This window comes from Actinoplanes lutulentus (genome assembly GCF_003259845.1).
GTDB lineage: Bacteria > Actinomycetota > Actinomycetes > Mycobacteriales > Micromonosporaceae > Actinoplanes > Actinoplanes lutulentus.
The window spans coordinates 157208-173395 of record NZ_QLMJ01000011.1 but is presented as its reverse complement, the minus strand read 5'-3'; the positions used below and the strand labels follow the sequence as shown (position 1 = coordinate 173395).

19 protein-coding genes and 1 riboswitch are annotated in these 16188 nt (G+C 70.8%); of the genes, 14 read left to right on the top strand and 5 right to left on the bottom strand.

From position 1 onward, the window contains the following. Positions 1 to 35: 35 nt before the first annotated feature. A complete protein-coding gene (locus B0I29_RS45890; protein WP_111651224.1) occupies positions 36 to 290 on the top strand; it encodes a three-helix bundle dimerization domain-containing protein in 255 nt (84 codons plus the stop codon). Between the two features lie 36 nt (positions 291 to 326). Next, entirely contained in the window at positions 327 to 842 is a 516-nt protein-coding gene (locus B0I29_RS45265; RefSeq protein ID WP_181557950.1) for a hypothetical protein, read from the top strand. A gap of 366 nt (positions 843 to 1208) precedes the next feature. On the opposite strand, the gene B0I29_RS23600 is transcribed toward B0I29_RS45265, so the two are convergent. Beyond that, positions 1209 to 1886 (bottom strand): response regulator, encoded by a 678-nt coding sequence (locus tag B0I29_RS23600; RefSeq protein ID WP_220091399.1) that lies wholly within the window; start codon positions 1884 to 1886, stop codon positions 1209 to 1211. 133 nt (positions 1887 to 2019) lie between these two features. On the opposite strand from B0I29_RS23600, the gene B0I29_RS23595 reads away from it, so the two are divergent. The 3 genes from B0I29_RS23595 to B0I29_RS23585 are packed head-to-tail and all read left to right on the top strand — an operon-like array spanning position 2020 to position 4788. Beyond that, positions 2020 to 2538 (top strand): hypothetical protein, encoded by a 519-nt coding sequence (locus B0I29_RS23595; RefSeq protein WP_111651223.1) that lies wholly within the window; start codon positions 2020 to 2022, stop codon positions 2536 to 2538. Positions 2539 to 2566: 28 nt separating this feature from the next. Next, positions 2567 to 3697, top strand: coding sequence for a sensor histidine kinase (locus B0I29_RS23590; protein WP_111651222.1), 1131 nt, complete (start codon positions 2567 to 2569; stop codon positions 3695 to 3697). Beyond that, positions 3694 to 4788, top strand: a complete 1095-nt coding sequence (locus tag B0I29_RS23585) for a sensor histidine kinase (protein ID WP_111651221.1) — start codon at positions 3694 to 3696, stop codon at positions 4786 to 4788. Before B0I29_RS23590 ends, B0I29_RS23585 begins: the two co-directional genes overlap by 4 nt. Here B0I29_RS23585 and B0I29_RS23580 read toward each other — a convergent pair. Beyond that, a complete protein-coding gene (locus B0I29_RS23580) occupies positions 4777 to 5220 on the bottom strand; it encodes a MarR family winged helix-turn-helix transcriptional regulator (RefSeq protein WP_111651220.1) in 444 nt (147 codons plus the stop codon). The two genes, B0I29_RS23585 and B0I29_RS23580, sit on opposite strands and share 12 nt — an antisense overlap. A 76-nt stretch (positions 5221 to 5296) precedes the next feature. On the opposite strand from B0I29_RS23580, the gene B0I29_RS23575 reads away from it, so the two are divergent. Together B0I29_RS23575 and B0I29_RS23570 are read left to right on the top strand one after the other, a co-directional pair. Continuing rightward, positions 5297 to 5710: a nuclear transport factor 2 family protein gene (locus B0I29_RS23575; RefSeq protein WP_111651219.1), complete on the top strand. Its 414-nt coding sequence runs from the start codon at positions 5297 to 5299 to the stop codon at positions 5708 to 5710. A 73-nt stretch (positions 5711 to 5783) separates the two neighbouring features. Then, positions 5784 to 6266 (top strand): MaoC family dehydratase, encoded by a 483-nt coding sequence (locus B0I29_RS23570; protein ID WP_111651218.1) that lies wholly within the window; start codon positions 5784 to 5786, stop codon positions 6264 to 6266. On the opposite strand, the gene B0I29_RS23565 is transcribed toward B0I29_RS23570, so the two are convergent. Beyond that, positions 6242 to 6682: a hypothetical protein gene (locus tag B0I29_RS23565; protein WP_111651217.1), complete on the bottom strand. Its 441-nt coding sequence runs from the start codon at positions 6680 to 6682 to the stop codon at positions 6242 to 6244. The two genes, B0I29_RS23570 and B0I29_RS23565, sit on opposite strands and share 25 nt — an antisense overlap. A gap of 88 nt (positions 6683 to 6770) precedes the next feature. Here B0I29_RS23565 and B0I29_RS23560 point away from each other — a divergent pair, with 88 nt between their 5' ends. The 3 genes from B0I29_RS23560 to B0I29_RS47500 all read left to right on the top strand — a co-directional run bounded on the left by B0I29_RS23560 (position 6771) and on the right by B0I29_RS47500 (position 9262). Continuing rightward, positions 6771 to 7952, top strand: coding sequence for a DUF418 domain-containing protein (locus B0I29_RS23560; protein ID WP_111651216.1), 1182 nt, complete (start codon positions 6771 to 6773; stop codon positions 7950 to 7952). Further along, the gene (locus B0I29_RS23555) at positions 7949 to 8311 is read left to right on the top strand and encodes a DUF1304 domain-containing protein (protein ID WP_220091397.1); all 363 of its coding nucleotides are present in this window, start codon (positions 7949 to 7951) and stop codon (positions 8309 to 8311) included. Before B0I29_RS23560 ends, B0I29_RS23555 begins: the two co-directional genes overlap by 4 nt. A 223-nt stretch (positions 8312 to 8534) precedes the next feature. Then, positions 8535 to 8718: riboswitch (cyclic di-AMP (ydaO/yuaA leader) on the top strand. Beyond that, positions 8717 to 9262: a LysM peptidoglycan-binding domain-containing protein gene (locus B0I29_RS47500; RefSeq protein WP_111651215.1), complete on the top strand. Its 546-nt coding sequence runs from the start codon at positions 8717 to 8719 to the stop codon at positions 9260 to 9262. It overlaps the preceding riboswitch by 2 nt. 469 nt (positions 9263 to 9731) lie before the next feature. Here B0I29_RS47500 and B0I29_RS23545 read toward each other — a convergent pair whose 3' ends face one another. Further along, positions 9732 to 11282, bottom strand: coding sequence for an MFS transporter (locus B0I29_RS23545; RefSeq protein WP_181557949.1), 1551 nt, complete (start codon positions 11280 to 11282; stop codon positions 9732 to 9734). Positions 11283 to 11340: 58 nt separating this feature from the next. On the opposite strand from B0I29_RS23545, the gene B0I29_RS23540 reads away from it, so the two are divergent. The 4 genes from B0I29_RS23540 to B0I29_RS23525 all read left to right on the top strand — a co-directional run bounded on the left by B0I29_RS23540 (position 11341) and on the right by B0I29_RS23525 (position 15161). Then, positions 11341 to 12081, top strand: coding sequence for a sulfite exporter TauE/SafE family protein (locus B0I29_RS23540; protein ID WP_245972698.1), 741 nt, complete (start codon positions 11341 to 11343; stop codon positions 12079 to 12081). A gap of 22 nt (positions 12082 to 12103) precedes the next feature. Beyond that, entirely contained in the window at positions 12104 to 13090 is a 987-nt protein-coding gene (locus B0I29_RS23535; protein ID WP_111651213.1) for a nitronate monooxygenase, read from the top strand. Between the two features lie 74 nt (positions 13091 to 13164). Next, the gene (locus B0I29_RS23530) at positions 13165 to 14148 is read left to right on the top strand and encodes an alpha/beta hydrolase fold domain-containing protein (protein WP_111651329.1); all 984 of its coding nucleotides are present in this window, start codon (positions 13165 to 13167) and stop codon (positions 14146 to 14148) included. Further along, the gene (locus tag B0I29_RS23525; protein ID WP_146616874.1) at positions 14145 to 15161 is read left to right on the top strand and encodes a hypothetical protein; all 1017 of its coding nucleotides are present in this window, start codon (positions 14145 to 14147) and stop codon (positions 15159 to 15161) included. Before B0I29_RS23530 ends, B0I29_RS23525 begins: the two co-directional genes overlap by 4 nt. Before the next feature lie 15 nt (positions 15162 to 15176). On the opposite strand, the gene B0I29_RS23520 is transcribed toward B0I29_RS23525, so the two are convergent. Then, positions 15177 to 16187, bottom strand: a complete 1011-nt coding sequence (locus tag B0I29_RS23520; protein ID WP_245972697.1) for a zinc-dependent alcohol dehydrogenase — start codon at positions 16185 to 16187, stop codon at positions 15177 to 15179. Between the last annotated feature and the right edge of the window lies 1 nt (position 16188).

Sequence of the window (16188 nt, the reverse complement as noted above, 5' to 3'; positions counted from 1 at the left end):
GGGGAGAAGGTGAGAGCCGTGAGATGGGGTGTGTGATGACTGAACCGGCCGGCAGTGACGGCATCGTCGACCCGGAGATCGCGCTGAAGCGGGAGGTCGAGACGCTGGCGCAGCGTTTCCCCGACGTGGAGCGCGCGGATCTCGATGAGCGGGTACACGAGGCGTACGACAAGCTCAAGGATGAGGCGACCATCGACTCGCACCTGGTGGCGATGACCGAGAACCGGGTGACCGAGGACCTGCGCGCCGAGGGCGAGACCGTGCATGTGCGGGGTGAGGACGCCGGCTGAGCGCGGGCGTTTTGCGGGGCCTTCTAGGCTGCGGCCATGGTCGTGCGGGGGAGACGCTGGTGGGCGGCGGGTGCCGCGGCGGTCGTCGTGGCCGGGGTGGCGGTGGTGGCGGTGGCGCTCGCTTCTCGCGGCGGGGGTGTGGACGACCTTCCACCGGCGGTGCGGGCGCAGCTGGCGATCTCGGCGCGGGACGCGCTGGAGGGCGGGGCCGACCCCGTTCAGCGGCCGGATGTCGGGCGGCAGGCCTGCGCGGTCCGGGTGCTCGGCGCCGACCCGGAAGGGATCACCAGCGCGGACCAGGCGCGGACCGTCTACGTGGACGCGTGGTGCGCCTGGATCGACACCGAGGTGCAGACCGAGTCGGCGATCCCGGAAGCCGTGCGCCTCACCGATCCGCCGGTCGCGGAATCCCCGGGTGACGGGTCGCTCTACGGCCCGGACATCGAGCGGATCTTCCCGGAGCGACTCCAGGACGCGGTCTTCGACGGCGGCGACCCGGACGAGATGGACACCCGCCTGCGCGAGCGGATCGCCGAGCGCAGGAGGACCTGACGACCCGGCCGTGCGTGCGCGGATCAGGGCGGCTGTGTCGACTTCGGGTCCGATTTGCCCCCAAAGTCGACACGGATCAGCGGGTTGCCCGGGGTGTGTCGACTCCGGCCCTCGCCAGGCGGAGCGGGACCCGACCGCGTGCCGGGCCGAGTCGGTGAGTGTGTCGAGCCGTAGCTCAGACGCGGAATCGGAGCTCGATAACGTGGCTGGACTACGGCCGAGGGGTGCGAGCCGTAGTCCAGCCACGTCATCGGGGTCTCATGGCATGGCTGGACTACGGCTCGCCCTTCGGCGACGAGAATTGCGGCACCCGGCGGCGCCGTGACCCTGGCGGTGTGGCCAGTCCGGTGAGTGGGCCGGCCGGGGTCAGGGGGAGTCGCGGGGGGCGAAGCCTGTTCGGTACGCGAGGACGACGGCCTGAACGCGGTCGCGGATGCCCAGTTTGGTGAGGATGCGGGCCACGTGGGTCTTCACCGTGGTCTCCGCGACGAAGAGGTCGGCGGCGATCTCCGCGTTGGACAGGCCCCGGGCGATCAGGCGCAGGACGTCGAGTTCGCGGTCGGTCAGTGCGGCCAGTTCCGGGGGCGGGCCGGTGGACGGTGCCGGGGCGGCGAAGCGTTCCAGCAGGCGGCGGGTGATCGACGGCTCGATCAGCGAGTCGCCGGTGGCAGCGGCGCGGACGGCGGCGATCAGGCGGCTCGACGGGGCGTCCTTCAGCAGGAAACCGGCTGCTCCGGCGTGCAGGGCGCGGTAGACGTACTCGTTCTGGTCGAACGTCGTCAGCACCACGATCGTCGGTGGGTCGGGGCGGCGCAGGATCTGCTCGGTGGCGGCCAGGCCGTCCAGCTCGGGCATCCGGATGTCCATCAGGATCACGTCCGGGGACGTTAGTTCGGACTGCCGGATCGCCTCGGTGCCGGTGTCCGCCTCGGCGACCACCTCGATGTCGTCCTCGGCTTCCAGGATCACCCGGAAACCCGTACGGACGAGAGTTTGATCGTCGGCGACCAGGACCCGGATCTTGCGAGGCAGACCATGCGGCACACCGCATTGTCTCGTACCCGGGTCATCCCTGAGGAGGAGCCGGGCCGCCGAAATCGTCATCCGGACAGACGAGGACTACGACCGCCGATCCCTAGCGTCGGAGGCATCCCAAGAGTCCAGCTAGGAGCAGACGATGAAGCCTTCCGATTACGTCCTCGCGGCCCTGTTCTCGGTGGCCGGCGCCGGCCTCATGATCATGAATATCAGCGGTCCGGCGGACCCGTCGCTGATCCACCCGGTGGATACCACGTCGTGGCTGACCGTGCCGGCGTTCCTGCTGGTCACGGTCCCGATCCTGTGGCGGCGGCGCAACATCGCGGCGGTGGTCGGTGTCACCGCCGCGATGGTTGCCCTGCACGTGCTGATCTTCGGGTACCTCACCCGGTGCGGTGTGGTGCTGCCGTTGTCGGCGGCTCTCGCGTACGCCGTGGCCCGGTTCGCCGGCAACCGCAACGAGCACCTGCTCGGCCTGGCCGGCATCGTGGTCGCGCAGGTCGTGATGCTGTGGCGGGATTCCTCCGCAGGGGTGACCGATGCCATGCCGATCGCGATTGCGCTCGCCGCGCTCTTCTACGGCGCCGGGCTGCTGGTCCAGAATCGACTCAGCAGGAAGCAGAAGCAGTCCGCTGCCGTCCAGCGCGCGGCCGCCTGACCCGGCCGGGCATGCGAGGAGCGCGATCATGAGTGAGGTCTTCCGCGGCGTGAAGCCCCGCGACTGGCTGGTCGCGGGAGCCCTCACCGTGCTGGGCGCCCTGCTGATGTCCGTCAACATCGGTGCCGCCGGTGAGCAGGACCCCACGATGTACCACCCGATCGAGAACCACTCGCCGTGGATGCTGCCGGTCTTCGCGGCGGCCACGGTCCCGGTGCTGTGGTGGCGGCGGGGTGCGCTGGCGGTCGCGCTGGTGTCGCTGGGCGCCCTGGTGCTGCATGACCTGGTGTTCGGCTGGGTCACCCGATGTGGAGCCGGGCTGCCACTCGCCTTCACTCTCGCGTTTCTCGGGGCGGTGTCGTTCACGCGTACGAAAGCATGGGTCTGTTGTGGGGTTGGATTTTTGATCGTGGTGGCGGTGCTGGTCCGGGACGCGTCGGCGGGGCCGTCGGCGATGGGGCTCGCGCTGCCGGTGCTGGTGATCGTCTTCGGGGTGGGGCGGGCCGCGCGGCATCGGGCGACGCTGAACCGGCAGCTCACCGAGCGTGACGCGGAGTTGCGGCAGTTGCGGGACGACCGGGCGGCGCTGATGGTGGCCGACGATCGGGCGCGGCTGTCCCGGGAGCTGGACGGTCTGCTTCAGGAGCGTCTCGACGAGCTGACCCGGGCGGCGTCGTCGGCGGACGGGCTTGATCCGGCGCAGGCTCGTGAGCTGCTGGAATCGATCGAGTCGGCGTCGCGCCGGACGATGGACGACATGCGGGAGATCGTCGGGCTGCTGCGGGGTGGTGAGGTGGCGCTCGCTCCGGTGCCGACCGTCGCGCATCTTGACGCGTTGCTGGCCCGGCATCGGTCGCCGCTGACGCGGCTCACGGTGAGTGGTGATCCGCGGTCGTTGCCGGCGACGGTGGAGTTGTCCGCCTATCGGATCGTGGAATATCTGGTGACCGCGCTCGATGATCGGCCGGTGCGGGTGGCGGTGCGGTTCGACGACGAGGCGCTGGAGATCCGGGTTCAGGGGTCGGTGGGGCGTGGTGGCGCGTTGCGGGCGGCGGTGGCGCGGGCCCGGGAGCGGGCGAAACTGCATGCCGGGTCGGTCGAGGTGAAGCTGGCGCGAGGGTCGGCCAACGTGGTGGCGCAGCTTCCCGTGCTGGGGTGACCGTCGTGTGGTGGCTGGCCGGGGTGGTCGTGCTGGTGGTGGGCGGTGTCGTGGCGCCGATCGGGTGGCACGGGTGGCCGTCGACAGTGGTCGGCAACGTCTTCGCTCTGAGTCTGGTCGTCAGTGGGCTCGTGCTGGCGTGGTGGCGTACGCATCCTCGACTGGTGGCCGTGGCCGGAGGTGGGTTGTGGCTTGTCGCGGGGGGACTTTCGTCGTGGGGATGGTTTCCGGACCCCGCTCTGGTGATCCTGGCGTTGCTGTCGACGGTGGCGGCGCTGGGTTTCCGGGGATGGCAGGGTGCGGCCGGCCTCGCCGGATATTTGCTGATTTTGTTTTATTTGGTGGGTGATCCGAATCCCGTACCTTTGATGATGTTCAGCGTTCCGGGGTTTCTGGCCGGGACCGTGCTGCGGCAGCGGCGGGAGGTGGCCGCGCGGCTGGCCGCGCGGGGCCGGGAGCTGGAGGAGGAGCGGGAGCTCTTCGCCGACCTGGCGTTGCGGCACGAGCGTGCCCGGATCGCTGCCGAGCTGCACGACATCGTCGGCCATGCGATCAGCGTGATGATCATCCAGGCAGCGGCCGGGCAGCGGCTGGTGGACCGTGATCCGGATCGGACACGTGAGGCGTTCGCGGCGATCGCCGAGTCGGCCCGCCAGGGTCGGGGTGATCTCCAGCGGCTGGTGGATCTGCTGGGTGGGGCGGCGTCCGGTGGCCCTGACCTCGCCGTGATCGACGAGGTGGTGGATCGCGCGGCTCGGTCCGGTCTTGACGTGTCGTGCCGCTTCGAGGGTGTGCGTGACGGTCTGCCCGCGCCGGTCGCGCATCTCGCTTTCCGGGTGGTGCAGGAGAGTCTCACCAACGCCTTGCGCTACGCGCCAGGCGCGGCGGTGCGGGTCACGGTGAGCGGTTCGGTCCAGATTCTTGTGGTACGCGTGGAGAATGCGCCCGGTTCAGGCGCGGATGCCGGTGTTGCCGGATGTGGGCAAGGGCTGACGGGTCTGCGGGAGCGGATCCAGGAACTGGGCGGGCGGTTGAGCGCCGGGCCGGTGGTGGGTGGGGGCTGGGCGGTGGAGGCCGGTCTACCTCTGTGATCTCTGATGAGTGAGCACCTCGTGGAGCAGGTGGGTCAGCGTCTTTCTCTCCGCGGCCGTCAGCGGGGCGAGCAGCTCGTCCTGTGCTCGTTGCAGTGATTGCTCCAGGCGCTGCTGTTGCTGCTGACCGGTTTCGGTCAAGGAGACCAGGTTGCGGCGCCGGTCGGCGGGGTCCGGGGTTCGCTCGACGTAACCCTGGGCGGCCATCTCGTTGATCGCCGCGACGACGTCGCTGCGGTCCATGTTGCAGCGGCGGCCAAGGTCGGCCTGGCTGGCGACGCCGAACTCGTCGAGGGCGGTGAGGATCCGGTAGTGGTAGCCGTGGGCGCCCGCTTCGGCGAATGCCTCGGTGGCCAGCCGGTGCGCGTGCACCGAGAGCTGGGTGATCAGCCAGGTGGGCTTGGCGCTGAGGCGGGCCGGGATCTCTTCCACGTGTTCGACCCTACATTGTTGGTGCGGCCAACGACTTAGGTATATCGTTGGCCGAACCAACGAATAGGGGAGAGTCATGCTCGCTGATGACCGGATCGAGATCGCTGATCTGCACGCCCGGCTCGCGGTGTTCCTGGATGAAGGGCGGTTCGAGGACGCCGGCCGTGTCTACGCCGGCGACGTGGAGGTTCGTAACCCGCAGGGCGCGACGTTCCGGGGCATCGGCACCGTCGTCGAGAACCTGCGCCGGGCGCGTGTCGACGGGGAGCACACCCAGCGGCGGATCACCGACGTGCTGGTGGATCTTGCCGGTGACGAGGCGTCGACGTCGGCGAACTCGCTGGTGTACGCCTATCGGGAGGGGCAGGCGCCGCACCGGACGAGCAGCATGCGGATGGCGTTCACGGTGGTGCGGACGCCGGTGGGCTGGCGGTTCCGGTCGGTGCGGATGACGCTGGTGTGGACTCGGGCCGATCCCGTGGCGGTGTGATCGGCGTTCGTCGGCGTGTGCCGGCAGTCGGTTGACGGACGGCGGGCGGATCTTTTGCGGGCAGGCTGCGGTCATGCTTACCGATACCGCTTTTGATCCCTCCAAGCACACCGTCGTCGCGGCGCGGACGTTCGAGGACCTCACGATCGGTGAGGTCTTCAACGCGCCGAGCCGGACGGTGACCGACGCGCACGCCGCCGCCTTCCAGACCGTGTCGGCGGACAACCATCCGATCCACTACGACGCTGTGTACGCCCGGGCGCACGGGCACGCGGCGCCGGTGGTGCACGGCTTGCAGGTGCTCGCGTTCACGGCGCCCGGGGCGACGTTGTTCCCGCAGTACATCGGCGATGTGTTCGTGGCGTTCGCCGGGCTGACGGCCGAGTTCCACAAGGAGGTCAACGCGGGCGACACCCTGTATTCAGCCCTGGAGATCGTCGGGCTGGAGCCAGGGGAGAGCACCGGGATCGTGACGACGCGGGTGACCGTTCACAACCAGCGCGGGGACCTGGTGCTGTCCGGGGAGCACCGTTACCTCTTGAGGCTGTCCCGCTGAGGTCGCTCCGCCCGGTGCAGCAGCCGGCCGGTGTAGAGCAGCAGCAGGGCCAGGGCCACCTCGAGGCCCAAGCCGGTGCCGACGCCGACGGCCTCGGTCAGCGAGAAGTTGCCGAAGTGGGTGACGTGGAAGAGGAAGTGCGTGCCCGCGTAGATCAGGTACCCGGTCACGGCCGTCAGCGCGACCGTGGTGTCCCGGGTCCAGGCGGCGATGAACAGCATGGCGGCCAGCGCGAGGCCGAGACCGCCGACGTCGGTGACCAGGTGCTCGTTGTACGGCGGGTCGAGCCGTACGGTCGGGAAGTCGTTGTAGAAGGAGACCGGGAACAGGTACTGCCATCCGGAGACGAACGCCTGCAGAGTGCCGAGGGTGAGCAGGCCGCCGCGCAGCCATGACTTCAGGGATTCAGGGGTCATGCCGGATAGACGATCTACGAGCCGGAGTTGTGACTTCGTAGACTTTCGATAACTGCACACCGGGTGCGGCGGTGCCTAGCGTCGAGGCATGACCGCGAAACCGACCGGCCGATCGCTGGGGCCTGACCTGGCCCGTGGCTTCATGCTGCTGTTCATCGCGCTCGCCAACACGCACTACTTCCTCCAGGCCGGTCCGGTGCTCGGCGGCTTTCCGCGTGATGGGTCGGGGGCGGACTCCGCCGTGGCCTGGTCGCTGGCGACGTTCGTCGACGGGCGGGCGTTCCCGCTCTTCGGACTGCTCTTCGGTTACGGTGCCGCCCGCATCGCCGAGCGGCAGCGTGATCGCGGTCCGTGGGGTGTGCGCCGGTTGTTGTGGCGGCGGAGCGCGGCGTTGATCGTCGTGGGGCTCACCGACGCGGTGCTGTTCTACGTCGGCGACATCCTCGCGGCGTACGGTGTGCTGCTTCTCCTCGGGGCGCTGATGATCCGCTGGACGGATCGGTGGCTGCTGGTGACCGCCGCCTTCTTCCTGGTGATCGGCGCGTTGCCGGACGACGCCGCCGGGCTGGTCTCCGCGACGCCGGATCCGGCCATGCTGCCGGTCGACCTGGGTGTTGTGGTCACCGAGCGGGTGCCGGCCGCGCTGTTCGTCGCGGTGCTCGGGCCGCTCGGGTTCCTGTGCCCGTTCGCCGTGGGGCTGTGGGCCGGCCGCCGGCGTGTTCTGGAGCGGCCGGAGCGGTTTCGGGGCCTGCTGCTGACGACCGCCATGATCGGCATTCCGGTCGCGGTGCTGGGGGCCCAGCCGTTCGCGCTGATCGTCAGCGGGGTGAGCGACGCACGGCTGGCGGGGTGGGCGGTCGCGCTGCACAGCACGACGGGCACGCTGGGCGGATTCGGTTACGCGGCGCTGGTGGCTCTGGTCGCTACTCGCCTCGATGCCGGCGGGCGCCGGCATCGGCTCGTGGCGGCTGTCGCGGCTGCTGGTGAGCGGTCGATGAGTTGTTACCTGATGCAGTCGGTCACCTGGGCCGTGGTGTTCACGCCGTTCCTGCTCGATCTCTCCGGCCGGTTGACCGTCGCCGGGACGGCGCTGCTCGCTGCCGTCACCTGGGTGGTCACCGTCGTCATCGCCGACGGGATGCGGCGGGCGGGCCGGCGGGGGCCCTTCGAGACGCTGGTGCGGCGGATCACCTACGGCGATGGCAGCGCCCGGGGCGGTGGCTACCGGGAAGGGAGGGTGGGGCGTTCACGCGCTAGTGTGTCGCCGTGATCATCTTGGCGAACGTGCTGGTGGCGCTGGTTGCGCTGATCCACGTCTACATCCTCGTGCTGGAGATGTTCCTGTGGACGAAACCGCAGGGGCGCAAGGCGTTCGGGCTGAGCGAGGAGTTCGCCCAGCAGACCAAGGTGCTCGGGGCCAACCAGGGTCTCTACAACGGTTTCCTCGCGGCCGGTCTGATCTGGGGGCTGATCGCCGGCGGTGACACCGGGTTCGCGGCGAAGCTGTTCTTCCTCGGCTGTGTCGCGGTGGCCGGTCTGTACGGCGCGGCGACCGCGAGCCGGCGGATTCTGTTCGTCCAGACGGTTCCGGCGGTGCTCGCATTGGTGGCTGTCATCGTCGCCGGTTGACGGGAAAACAACCGAAATGCCTGGCCGGGAGTCACCCGGCCGGGCATTTTTTGTTACTGCTCATTACGACGGACCTCCTGAATCGGGAATGCCCGCCATTCCAGGGCACGAACAAGATCAAATCGGGCAAATACCGTGAAGAACGTCACTATTCAAGGGTCGGAGCTTGGCCTTTGTCGATGGGACGTGGTTACCGTCGGGCCGTCCTGCGACAGCGGGCACCGTGGACGGTCCGCCGAATCCTGCCGCCGTCCGCGGACACGAATCGATGGCAGGAGCGGGGGACCCAAGTACGTCGGCTAGCTGCGAGAACAGGCAGCTACGCCTTGGGGTGAAGCCGCATCCAACGGCCGGGCCACTCTGCCCGAACCCGACAGCTCACCTCGTAGGCGTGGAGGATCATCCATGTCTCGGATCGGTAGACGAACGCGCCTTGCCCTCGGTCTGTTGACCGTCGGCGTGACCGGAGCCGGCGTCCTGCTGGCACCCGCGAGCCCCGCCTCGGCGGCTCGGCAGGTGAATTGGGACGTAGTCGCGAAATGCGAGTCCGGCGGCCGGTGGCACATCAACACCGGTAACGGGTACTACGGCGGTTTGCAGTTCAGCCGCAGCACGTGGAAAGCGAACGGCGGCGGCAAATACGCCTCGACCGCGAACAAGGCCACCAAGGCCGAGCAGATCAAGATCGCGAACAAGCTCTTCAAGAAGCGCGGCCTGAAGCCGTGGCCGGTCTGTGGCAAGAAGCCTGGCGTCTACAAGAAGGCGTCCCCCGGCAAGAAGACGCCGGCCGTCACGAAGGGCACGTATGTCGTCCACTCCGGGGACACGCTCGCCTCGATCGCGAAGAAGTACAAGGTCAAGGGTGGTTGGCGGGGCTTGTACAAGCTCAACAAGGACCGGCTCGACAGCCCGAGCATGATCTTCCCGGGCCAGCGGCTGCGCCTGCGCTGACGCGCGCCGGTGCCGGCCGGCGGTGACGCGGGCCGACGACGGGGGCGGTGAGCGCACGCGCGAGCGTTCTGTGTGCGCTGACCGCCCACAGGGCGGCGGTGAGCGCACGCGCAGGCGTTCTGCGTGCGTTCACCGCCCCTGCGCAAGCGTTCTGTTCGGCGTTCACCGCCCCTGCGCAAGCGTTCTGTTCGGCGCTTACCGTCTTTGCGCGAGCGTTTTGTGTCCGCCAGGCATCTGGCCGGCCCGTGGGTGGCGAAAGGACTGTCTTCCCGGGAACTCGTGCGTTTGCGGTCACCCGGACGGCCGAACCTCACAAGATCTGGCAGTGACGCCTTTCCGCGGGCGTCGCCGGGCAACCCGAACCGCACAAGATCTGCAAGTGACGCCTCGCCACGAGCGTCGCCGGGCAGCCCGAACCCGCCATCGGTCCAGGCGTGGCGAAACTCGGGTGCGTCACCACTCGCCAGGTTCACCCGGCGGGTTGACGCGCGCGTTCGGGGACTGTGCGCAGGTCCAAGGCGGCGAACACCGCCGACGCCACGGTCATCACGAGACAGATCGCCAGCGCACCTGTCACGCCGTCAAAGCCGCCGGCACCCGAACCAGCTGCGCCGGCGGCCGAACCAGATACGCCGGCAGCCGAACCAGCGGCCGCACCGGCCGCGCCGCCGCCGGCTACCGGCGAACCAGCCACGCCCCCGCCGGCCACCTGCGAACCAGCCTCGCTGCCGTGCAGCAGCAGCGCCGTCACCGCCGCTGTCGCCACCGTCGCCGAGATGCGCTGGGAGACCTGGAGGAACGCCCCCGCCAGCCCCGCCGCCGCGGCCGGTGCGTGGGCCAGCGTCAGCGCCTGATTGGGCGAGATGATCAGGCCGCCGCAGATGCCCATCGCCAGCTGGGTCAGCATCAGCCCGACCCCGAGCCCACCGATCCCGAGACCACCGCCCGGCCCGAGGCCAAGGCCGACGTCCGGCACCACGTGCAGGACCACCACGGTCGCGACGATCGCCACCACGTTCCCCACGAGAGCCCACACCACGCTCGCCCGGCCGAACCGCCCGACGACCCGCCAGCTCTGCGACGACGCCACGGCGAAGCCGAACGCGCTCGGCAGCAGCGTCATCGCGGTGCGCAGCGGCGTCCAGCCGAGCCCGTCCTGCAGGTGCAGCGTCAGCGTCAGCGTGGTGCACAGCGACGCCCCGAACTGGAACATCGCGGTCAGGGTGCCGAGCGCGAACCCCCGCCGGGCCAGCAGCGCGGGCATCAGCACGGGAGTCCGGCCGCTTCGTGCGTACCGTCGCTCCCAGACGTAAAGCGCGAGCAGGAGTCCTGGAAGGACCACTGAGAGTGATGGCACGGGCGTCACGAACGGCAGCATGAGCGCGACGGTCACCGCACCGAGCAGGGTCAGACCGGGAAGATCGAGAGTGGTCCGGCGCGCGCGTCCCGCTTGCGCCCTGGGGAGCAATTTCAGAGCTAGGGGTACGGTGACCAGCCCGAACGGAACGTTCAGTAGGAGGACCAGTCGCCACCCGAGGTCAGGCCCGGCCGCTTCGAGCAGGAGGCCGCCGACGACCGGGCCGAGGACTCCGGCGATGCCGCCGACGGTGGAGTACGCCCCGAGCGCCCACGCCCGGTCACGCCCCGTGAACAGGTCCTGGATGATGCCGTACACCTGAGGGTTGACCGTGCCCGCCCCGATGCCCTGCGCGAGCCGCGCGAGAGCGACCACCCACGGCGAGGTGGCGGTTCCGGCCACGATGCCGGCGACGGTGAAGAGGGCGACGCCGCCGGCGAAGAGCTCCCGGCGGCCGTACGCGTCACCGAGCCGCCCGGCAGGGACGAGCGCGAGACCGAAGGTGAGCGAATATCCGGCGAGGATCCACTGCAGCGTGGCGGGCCCGGCGCCGAGGCCGGTACGCAGAGCCGGCACGGCCGTGGTGAGGCTGGACTGGTCGAGCAGGGTGGTGAAGGCGGCGGCGAGACAGACGGCGAGGGCGACGGCGTTGCGGCGAGGCACGACGCGACCATAACCCGCTTCGCCTATCTGCTTAATGGGGAACGTACGCTCACGTCCCGTGAACACCGGCCAGGCCACCCTGCTGTTCCTCGGTGGCATCGGTTCCGGCCTGACCGGTTCGATGGCCGGGCTCGCGTCGCTGGTCAGCTACCCCGCCCTGCTCGCCGCCGGCATCCCGCCGATCGCCGCGAACGTGACCAACACGGTGGCGCTGCTCTCCAGCGCGGCCGGCTCGGCGGCCGGCTCCCGGCGTGAGCTGCGCGGCCAGGGCCGGCGGATCCTGCGGCACGGCGTGGCCGGTGTGGCCGGCGGCACGGCCGGGGCGCTGCTGCTGATGAGCACGCCGTCCGACGCGTTCGAACGGATCGTGCCCGGCCTGATCGTGCTCGGCGCGCTCGCGCTGCTGTTCCGCGAACCGCTGCGGGCCTGGTACGCACGACCCGGCCGCCGCCCGCCGCTGGGCGTCGCGGTGTTCCTGATCGCGATCTACGGCGGGTACTTCGGCGCGGCCGCCGGCGTGCTGCTGCTCGCCGCGATGTCGCTCGCCGCCGCCGAGCCGCTCGCCGTGACCAACGCGGTGAAGAGCATCGTCCTCGGTTTCTCGAACGTCGCGGCTGCCGTGCTGTACGCGCTGTTCGCCCCGGTGCACTGGACCGCGGCGGCGTTGCTGGCCGCCGGATGCCTGATCGGCAGCTGGATCGGGCCGGCGCTGGTCCGGCGGACGCCGGAGAAACCGTTGCGGGTGGCGATCGCGATCGCGGCGCTCACGCTGGCGGGTTTCCTCTGGCACACCGCGTGACATTGGCGCATAGGGTCGGCCCATGCGTGAACTGATCGTCGCCCCGATGGCCGGTGGACCATCCACGCCCGCCCTCGTCGAGGCCGCCGCCCGGGCCGGATCCCTGGGTTTCCTGGCCGCCGGATACAAGACCCCGGACGCCGTCGAGACCGAACTGCGCCAGGTCGCCTCGGTGGCGCACGGGCTGAACATCTTCGTGCCCGTGCCGCCGCCCGCCGACCCGGCCCCGCTGGAGGAGTACCGCCGGCTGCTCCAGACGGAAGCCGACCGGTACGGCGTCGACCTGCCCCCGGTACGCCTCGACGACGACGATCACTTCGCGGCGAAGGTCGAGCTCGCCGTCACCTACCGGGTGCCGGTGGTCAGCTTCGCGTTCGGCGTACCCGATGCGGCTCTCGTCCGGGCTCTGCACGTGGCCGGTTCGACCGTACTCATCACGGTGACCAACCCCCGGGAAGCGCAAGCGGCCCTCGCGGCCGCGCCCGACGCCCTGATCGCCCAGGCCGGCGCGGCCGGTGGGCACGCTTCCACGACCAACCCTCATGGGTACGCCGGAACCAGCACCGCCGCCGGGACCCTCGCCGCGATCCTCGCCGTCACCGACCTGCCCGTGGTCGCGGCCGGCGGCGTCAGCACGGCCGAGGACGTGCACGAGCTGCTCGACGCGGGCGCGGCGGCCGTGCAGTGCGGTACCGCGTTCCTGCTCGCCGACGAGGCCGGCACCCGTCCGGCGCAGCGGGCGGCGATGCTCTCCGGCGAGTTCACCGAGACCGTGGTGACCCGGGCGTTCACCGGCCAGCCGGCCCGCGGGCTGCGCAACCGCTTCATCGACGACTACGAAGCCGCCGCCCCGATCGGCTATCCGGCCGTCCATCACCTGACCGCGCCGATCCGCGCGGCCGCCGCCGCGAAGGGCGACCCGGGCGCGCTCAACCTGTGGGCCGGAACCGGCTTCCGCAGCGCGGTCGCCGGCCCGGTCGCCGAGCTGGCCGGCCGCCTGACCGGCTGACAGCGGGCCGGCCGCCCGACCCGCACGGCCTGTCGCCGAGCTGGCCGGCCGGCTCAGCGGCTAACTTGGCAGCCATGACCGCCACCGGCACCGTCCTGGGTTACACGATGAAGACGCTGCGCCGGCTGCCCCGCCCGCTCCGCCGGGCGATCATGGCCCGCGCCGCCGGCGGTGACCTGCCGCCGGTGCCGGACTACGTGCGGATGATGGAGATCGCCGGCGACCTGCCGGAGACCGGGCCGACCGACGCCGAGCTGTTCGCGCGATTCCCGCAGCTCGCAGCCGTCCGGGTGGAGGACCAGGCCGCGGGCGTGCCGGCGAGGCTCTACCGCGGGCCCGGCGAACCGGTCGCCGGCCTGGTCTGGGTGCACGGCGGCGCGTTCGTCAGCGGATCCCTGGACATGGCCGAGGCGCACTTCACCGCCCTGGCACTGGCGGCCCGGGGTTTCCCGGTGCTGTCGCTCGATTACCGCAAGGCCCTGCACGGCGTGCGCTACCCGGCCGGCTCCGACGACGTGCTCACCGGCTGGACCTGGGCCGTGGCGAACGCCGACCTGCTCGGCGTCCCGGCCGAACGGCTGCACCTCGGCGGTGCCAGCGCCGGGGCGAACCTGGCCGCCGGGGTGGCGAAACGGCTGCGCGACGGCGCGGGGGAGGCGCCCGCCTCGCTGCAGCTGATCTATCCGATCCTGCACGCCGAGCTGCCGCCGTGGGAATCCGGCGAAATGGAGAAGATCCGCAAGAACAGAGCGGCCGTCTACTTCTCCCCGGAATGGGTCGCCGCGATGAGCCGGCACTACTGCGACGACCCCGCCGACCCGTACGCCTTCCCGGCCTCCGGCGACCCGACCGGCCTGCCGCGCACCCTGGTCGTCAACTGCGAGACCGACACCCTGCGCAGCTCCGGTGAGGCGTTCGCCGGACGGCTGCGCGAGGCCGGCACCGACGTCACCGTCCACCTGGAGTCCGCCGCTGTGCACGGCTGCCTGGGTGAGCCGTTCACGGTGGCCGCCACCGGCATCATCGAGTTGATGGGCGCGAATATGATCCCGCGGTGATGATGTTTCTCCGCTACCTGATCCACGCGATGTTCCACGGTCCGGTCCCCGATCCGCCCGAGTTCACCGACGACCTCCCGCTGACCGACGAGACCGAGCGTGAGGCGCGCAACCGGGCCGTGCGCGGGGACTGGCACGCCGCTGAGAAACTGCTCGCCGACGCGGGCACCGACTGGGAGAAGCGCGGCCGGCGCGTCCAGCTGCTCGCCGACGCCGCCGCGAAGGACGGCTCCTGGCTGCAGACCTGGCTGGAGACAGCGCCGGACGACCCGGGTGCCGTGCTGGTCCAGTCGGAGACGCTGCAGATCCGTGCCGCGCGGGCGCGGGGTTCGGCGTCGGCCTCGGAGACGACGCCGGAGCAGTTCCACGCCTTCCACCGGCAGTCCGGCCTGGCCGGCGCGGCCGCCGACCGGGCGATCGCCCTGGCGCTGCCGGGCGACCCGGTGCCGTACGCCCGCAAGATCCGGACGATGTTCGGCAACCAGGCGGCCCGGTCGTCGCTCGACGAGATCTACGCCGAGGGCCGCCGCCGCGACCCGCACAACTTCGCCCTGCACCTGACCGCGGTGATGCTGCTCTGCGAGAAGTGGTACGGCTCGCACGAGCGGATGTTCGCCACCGCCCGGGACGCCGCGACGGCCGCGCCGCCCGGTTCGAAGACGGTGCTGCTGCCGCTGTTCGCGCACTACGAGTACGCGCTGCGTGAGTTCAACTGGGACGCGACGACGACCAAGGGGTTCAAGACCGCCCGCGCGTACTTCCGCGGGCCGGAGGTCCGGCAGGAGATGGACGCGTGGGTCCAGAAGTGGGGCGGCGGCGACCGCGATCGCGAGTGCCTGCACTGGGTGGCGCTGCACCACGTCCTGGCCGGCCGCCGCGCCGAGGCGAAAGCGCTCTTCGACGAGATCGGCCCGGTCGTGGACGCGTCGGTCGCGTGGTACTACGTCTACGGCGGCGGCGCCGAACTGGGTTACCTGCACGGCTGGCTCTGGGCCAACCGCCTGGGAAGATAGACGGAAGACAGCCGGTCAGCGCCGGGGGTCGACCAGGATCTTCGGTCCTGCGCCGGCCCCCACCGGCCGGTTCCCGGCCAGCACGCCGGCCACGTCGTCCAGCCCGGTCACTGCCGCGACCAGCGCCTGTGGGTTCACATTCCCGCTTGCGTACGCGGAAACGGCGTCGGCCAGCCCGGCGGAGGCACCGAGGATTCCGACCGCTGTCACGTCCTTGAGCACGATGTCGCGCGAGTCCACCGTGCTGGGCGTCCCGGACAGCCCGATGTAGACGACCCGCCGCCCCGGCTCGACCAGCTCCACGGCCAGTCCCGGCATCGCGGGCGCGTTGGTGGCGTCGACGACCGCGTCCCATTCCAGGCCGGGCAGCGTCTCGCGGGTCCACGACTGGTCGAACCCGAGGGACCGGGCGAAGTCCAGATGCTGGCCGAGCAGGTGCACCTCGATGCCCCGGGACCGGGCGATCAGCGCGGCCAGCAGCCCGATCGTGCCGGTGCCCAGGACCAGCAGACGCTCACCGGGTTCCAGAGCGGCCGCCGCGACCGCGCGCTGGGCGTTGCCACCGGGCTCGACCAGCGCACCCACTGTCGCGTCCATCCCGTCGGGCAGCGCCTGCAGGTACGCGGCCGGGAACGCCAGTTTCTCGGCGAGCGCCCCGGGCAGCCCGTCGGCGATGCCCAGCTCCCGCATCCGCGCGCAGACGTGGTGCCGCCCGGACCGGCAGCGCCGGCAGTCCCCGCAGGCGATCATCGTGTCCCCGGTCACCCGCCGCCCGAGCCAGCTCCCGTCGACGCCGGCCCCGGTCGCGGTCACGATGCCGGCCCACTCGTGCCCGGGCCGCAGGGGGTACGACGACCGGCCGTTGTGCAGGTAACTCATCTCACCGGTGAACAGCTCGACGTCGGTGCCGCACACCCCGGCCCGCTCGACGTCCACGACCACCTGACCAGCGCCGGCGACCGGTTCCGGCACCTCGCGGACCTCGGCCTCACCGGGCCCGGTGAACACCAGCGCGCGCATGATCATC

Coding starts and splice junctions, on each gene's coding strand:
- B0I29_RS45265 (WP_181557950.1), top strand. CDS start 327: ATGGTCGTGCGGGGGAGACGCTGGTGGGCGGCGGGTGCCGCGGCGGTC.
- B0I29_RS23590 (WP_111651222.1), top strand. CDS start 2,567: ATGAGTGAGGTCTTCCGCGGCGTGAAGCCCCGCGACTGGCTGGTCGCG.
- B0I29_RS47500 (WP_111651215.1), top strand. CDS start 8,717: ATGTCTCGGATCGGTAGACGAACGCGCCTTGCCCTCGGTCTGTTGACC.
- B0I29_RS23575 (WP_111651219.1), top strand. CDS start 5,297: ATGCTCGCTGATGACCGGATCGAGATCGCTGATCTGCACGCCCGGCTC.
- B0I29_RS23570 (WP_111651218.1), top strand. CDS start 5,784: ATGCTTACCGATACCGCTTTTGATCCCTCCAAGCACACCGTCGTCGCG.
- B0I29_RS23520 (WP_245972697.1), bottom strand. CDS start 16,187: ATGATCATGCGCGCGCTGGTGTTCACCGGGCCCGGTGAGGCCGAGGTC.
- B0I29_RS23530 (WP_111651329.1), top strand. CDS start 13,165: ATGACCGCCACCGGCACCGTCCTGGGTTACACGATGAAGACGCTGCGC.
- B0I29_RS23560 (WP_111651216.1), top strand. CDS start 6,771: ATGACCGCGAAACCGACCGGCCGATCGCTGGGGCCTGACCTGGCCCGT.
- B0I29_RS23535 (WP_111651213.1), top strand. CDS start 12,104: ATGCGTGAACTGATCGTCGCCCCGATGGCCGGTGGACCATCCACGCCC.
- B0I29_RS45890 (WP_111651224.1), top strand. CDS start 36: ATGACTGAACCGGCCGGCAGTGACGGCATCGTCGACCCGGAGATCGCG.
- B0I29_RS23565 (WP_111651217.1), bottom strand. CDS start 6,682: ATGACCCCTGAATCCCTGAAGTCATGGCTGCGCGGCGGCCTGCTCACC.
- B0I29_RS23595 (WP_111651223.1), top strand. CDS start 2,020: ATGAAGCCTTCCGATTACGTCCTCGCGGCCCTGTTCTCGGTGGCCGGC.